Genomic DNA, 4,164 nt, shown 5'->3' with positions numbered 1-4,164 from the left:
CTGCATTGATCACGAGCTATTATCAGGCTCTGGGGGAAAAAGATATTGCAACGCTGAAGACTCTGGAAGATGATTTCACACCGTCTGATGAGTCAAAAGTCACAAATTTGAAAGATTATATCGAAGGGTATGAAGTAGGCGATGTGTACACGAAGAAAGGTATGACAGATGATTCTTACGTGGTTTACGCCTGTTTCTCGTATATCTGTCAGGGCGTTGAGACCAAGGCCCCTGCACTGACTCAGTTCTATGTATATAAGAACAGCGAAGGAAACTGGGTGATCAATAACGGAGCTTTACAGGATTCTGAGATTTCCGCATATATGGAAAAACAGTTATCAGACAGTGATGTTTCAGCTCTTATAAAGAAGGTGCAGAATGAACTGGATCAGGCACAGCAATCTGATCCGTCTCTTGAAGAATTCCTGAATGGTCTTGGGGAGGAAGCAGGTGTGTCAACAGAGGCAGAAGATGGCACGATGCTTACTGCTTCGGAGGAATGTAATGTACGCGCAGAAGCCAGCACAGATGCTGATATCCTTGGCGTGATCTCAGCAGGTGATCAGGTTCAGAAGACAGGTACTGATGGTGAATGGGTTCAGATCGACTACGACGGTCAGACCGGATACATCAGAGGAGATTTACTTGAATAAAATTGAATATGGAACGTAAAAAATACAGGCGGTTATCCTTGTGGTAACTGCCTGTATTTTTTACGTTCCGTTTTTCTGACATTGTTCTTGTCAGCTTCTGCTGGAGATTTTGCTGTTCTTATTACTTTTCGCAACTTCCGCAAGGGACTTACTTGATTCGATTAAATTCACCGTATGTAACTCCTGTCGATAATTCTGTCTGATGCAGGGAAGCCAGTTCGTGCACTGTTACAAGCTGATAGCCTTCTTCGATAAGCTGCGGGATCAGGATCTCGGCTGCATCTACAGAGGTGCTGAAAATGTCATGCATCAGAATAATGGAACCATCTTTTACGTTATTCATGACTTCCTCAACCGTAGATTCCACATCCTGCGTTTTCCAGTCCAGGGTGTCAATGGACCACAGAATCATCGGGGTTCCCACAGTTGATTTTACAGTATCATTAACAGATCCATATGGCGGGCGGACCACCGAAGCTCCCTCACCTGTAAGATTTACAAGCTGTTCATCCACTCTTGCAATTTCTGAACTGATCTCATCCGAAGAAAGAGTCGCCAGATCCTTATGGTCATAAGTGTGGTTTCCAAGTTCACAGCCCAGTTTCTTCATGCGTTTTACTTCGTCCGGAAAACTGGCAATCTCAGTACCCACCATAAAGAAAGTTGCCTTTGCATTATTTTCTTCCAGACAGTCCAGAAGACGGTCTGTAAAAGAACTGGGACCATCATCAAAAGTAAGGGCGACCGACTTCTTTGCCGTAGATGTACCGGACTTGTCAGAGGTGTCTGACTTACCTGAAGATTTCTTCTTCGAGGATTTTTTCTTTGGTGTATAATCTTTCAGAGAACCATCTGTATCCAGTTCATAAGTTTTCTTATCTATTATTACAGTCCCTGTCTGCAGAATGCCATCCATATCAAAATAATACCGCTTCTTTCCGATATCTGTCCAGCCTGTCTGCATAATACCGGTCTCATCCATATAGTACTGTTTCCCGTCTGTATCTGTGAACCATCCTGTGTATGGTTTATCATCCACCAGAAACATCCAGTTACTTCCGCTGGAAGCCCAGCTGCCCTCTGATGCCTCAGGCGAGATATCAGTGCTTAATGCAGGACCGCCCGGAGAAGTCTCAGATGAATCTGAAGAAGTGCGTCCAAACAGTTTCCCGGAAGAAGAATCCGTAAAATTATCATTGCTATCAGTCAATGTTTCCTCAGAAGTAAACTCCGCAGAATCCTGATCTTCTGACACGAAAGCTCCGGCATCGCTGATGGCATCTGCCTGTGAAGTCACAGCGGAAGAACGGGTGAAAATTCCTCCAAGTATCAGACACAGAATAACAGAAAGTGCGATCAGCCACCGGTTTGTACGTGGTAAATTATCTGACATGAAAGCCTCCTTTTTGATAAAATCAGTGACAAAAAAGATATCCTGTCATTCGATATCATACAATAAAATCTGACAAAATACAAGGCGATTCCCCATTCCTGCCCTTTTGAAAAAAATTCCAGAAAAATTTCACCGTTGATAAGATGTACAAAAAATTATATAATAGAACAATGGACGAAAAAATCAGAATAAACAAATATTTAAGCGAGGCAGGCATATGCTCCAGACGGGAAGCCGACCGGATGATCGAAGAGGGAAGGATTACGGTAAACGGAAAAAAAGCAGAAAGCGGTCAGAAAGTCAGCCTGGAAGATGAGGTCTGTGCAGACAATATACCTGTCCATAAAAATGAAAAAAAAGTACTGCTTCTTTTTAACAAACCCAGAGGGATCGTGTGCAGTACAAAGCAGCAGTTTGATGAGACAACGGTAACAGATTATCTGGATTATCCTCTGCGTGTTTATCCTGTGGGCAGACTGGATAAAGAATCACAGGGCCTTCTCCTTCTGACAAATGAAGGAGATCTGGTCAATAAGATCATGCGCGCCGGAAACTATCATGAGAAAGAATATTTTGTGACAGTGAATAAGCCGGTGGACAGGGAATTTGTCCGAAGGATGAGCAAGGGAGTCCCTGTTCTTGATACAGTGACCAGACCATGCAGAGTGGTGCAGACAGGAGAATGCAGCTTTCGGATCATTCTGACACAGGGACTGAACCGGCAGATCCGCAGAATGTGCCGGTATCTGGGATATGAGGTACAGAAGCTGAAAAGGATCAGGATCATGAATCTGACTCTGGACGGGATCAGAGAAGGCGAATACAGAGAGATCACAGCACAGGAATGGGAAGAACTGAACCATTTACTGGAATCTTCCACAAGTGAAACAGTGATCAGAACAGGAGAACAGAATGGAAACAGCAGCGATCATGCGAATGAAAGAGCTGGTGCAAAAGCTGGACAGGGCAGCAAAGGCGTATTACCAGCAGGATACAGAGATCATAAGCAACAGAGAGTACGATCAGATGTACGACGAGCTTCAGGCTCTGGAGAAAGAGACAGGCACTGTTCTGGCAAACAGCCCAACCATAAGCGTAGGGTACGAGGCAGTTGACCAGCTTCCAAAAGAAGAACACGAATCCCCCATGCTGTCTCTGGACAAGACTAAGGACAGAGAAGTTCTGAGGGAATTTATCGGGGAACACAAAACGCTTCTGTCATGGAAGCTGGACGGACTGACGATCGTTCTTACCTACGAGAATGGAGGACTTGCCAAAGCAGTTACACGTGGAAACGGTGTGACAGGAGAGGTTGTCACCAATAATGCCAGAGTATTTAAGAACGTTCCTCTTAAAATCCCGTATCAGGGAAGACTGGTGTTACGCGGGGAAGCGATCATTACCTATTCAGACTTTGAACGGATCAATGAATCCATAGAAGACGTTGATGCGAAATACAAGAATCCGAGAAACTTATGCAGCGGTTCTGTCCGCCAGTTAAACAATGAGATCACAGCCCGCAGGAATGTGCGTTTCTACGCATTTACGCTGGTAAGCGCCGACGGGGTTGATTTCCATAATTCAAGAGCCCGGCAGTTTGAATGGCTGAAAGAACAGGGATTTGATGTAGTGGAATACAGGACAGTCACAGCTTCAACGCTGGATGAAGCCATGGAATATTTTTCAACTGCGATCACTGAGAATGATTTTCCGTCGGACGGACTGGTTGCTCTTTATGATGATATTGCATACGGAGATTCCCTTGGAAGAACGGCGAAATTTCCCAGAAATGCTTTTGCATTCAAATGGGCAGATGAGATCAGAGAAACCCATCTTCTGGAGATCGAATGGAGCCCGTCAAGAACAGGGCTGATCAATCCGGTGGCTGTTTTTGAACCGGTTGAGCTGGAGGGAACCACTGTGAGCCGCGCCAGCGTACACAATGTGAGCATTCTAAAAGAATTGCAGCTTGGTATCGGGGATACGATCACTGTATATAAAGCAAATATGATCATTCCGCAGATTGCAGAAAACCTCACACGCAGCAGTAAACTGGAAATTCCGGATACCTGCCCTGCATGTGGCCATGGAACACAGATACAGAAGGTAAATGATGTG

General features: G+C 44.9%; 4 protein-coding genes. 3 read left to right on the top strand and 1 reads right to left on the bottom strand.

Translation table 11 applies throughout. The features are described from left to right. On the top strand, positions 1–653 hold a 653-nt coding region (locus tag AC075L_RS00640; RefSeq protein ID WP_476387017.1), incomplete at its 5' end, for an SH3 domain-containing protein. A 148-nt stretch (positions 654–801) separates the two neighbouring features. Here AC075L_RS00640 and AC075L_RS00635 read toward each other — a convergent pair. Then, the gene (locus AC075L_RS00635) at positions 802–2,046 is read right to left on the bottom strand and encodes a polysaccharide deacetylase family protein (protein ID WP_022381037.1); all 1,245 of its coding nucleotides are present in this window, start codon (positions 2,044–2,046) and stop codon (positions 802–804) included. Positions 2,047–2,189: 143 nt separating this feature from the next. Here AC075L_RS00635 and AC075L_RS00630 point away from each other — a divergent pair, with 143 nt between their 5' ends. Both AC075L_RS00630 and AC075L_RS00625 read left to right on the top strand, forming a co-directional pair. Then, positions 2,190–3,161: a pseudouridine synthase gene (locus AC075L_RS00630; RefSeq protein WP_476387016.1), complete on the top strand. Its 972-nt coding sequence runs from the start codon at positions 2,190–2,192 to the stop codon at positions 3,159–3,161. Continuing rightward, the coding region (locus AC075L_RS00625) for an NAD-dependent DNA ligase (RefSeq protein WP_476387018.1) at positions 3,073–4,164 on the top strand (1,092 nt) is incomplete at its 3' end. The genes AC075L_RS00630 and AC075L_RS00625, both read left to right, overlap by 89 nt.

This window comes from Blautia sp. ZXY-1-B12 (assembly GCF_056339915.1).
The sequence above is the reverse complement of the archived record's forward strand: the minus strand, read 5'-3'. Positions and strand labels throughout refer to the sequence as shown.

Bases quoted from the DNA above. Each gene is read 5' to 3' on its own strand.
- AC075L_RS00630 (WP_476387016.1), top strand. From the start codon at position 2,190: ATGTACAAAAAATTATATAATAGAACAATGGACGAAAAAATCAGAATA.
- AC075L_RS00635 (WP_022381037.1), bottom strand. From the start codon at position 2,046: ATGTCAGATAATTTACCACGTACAAACCGGTGGCTGATCGCACTTTCT.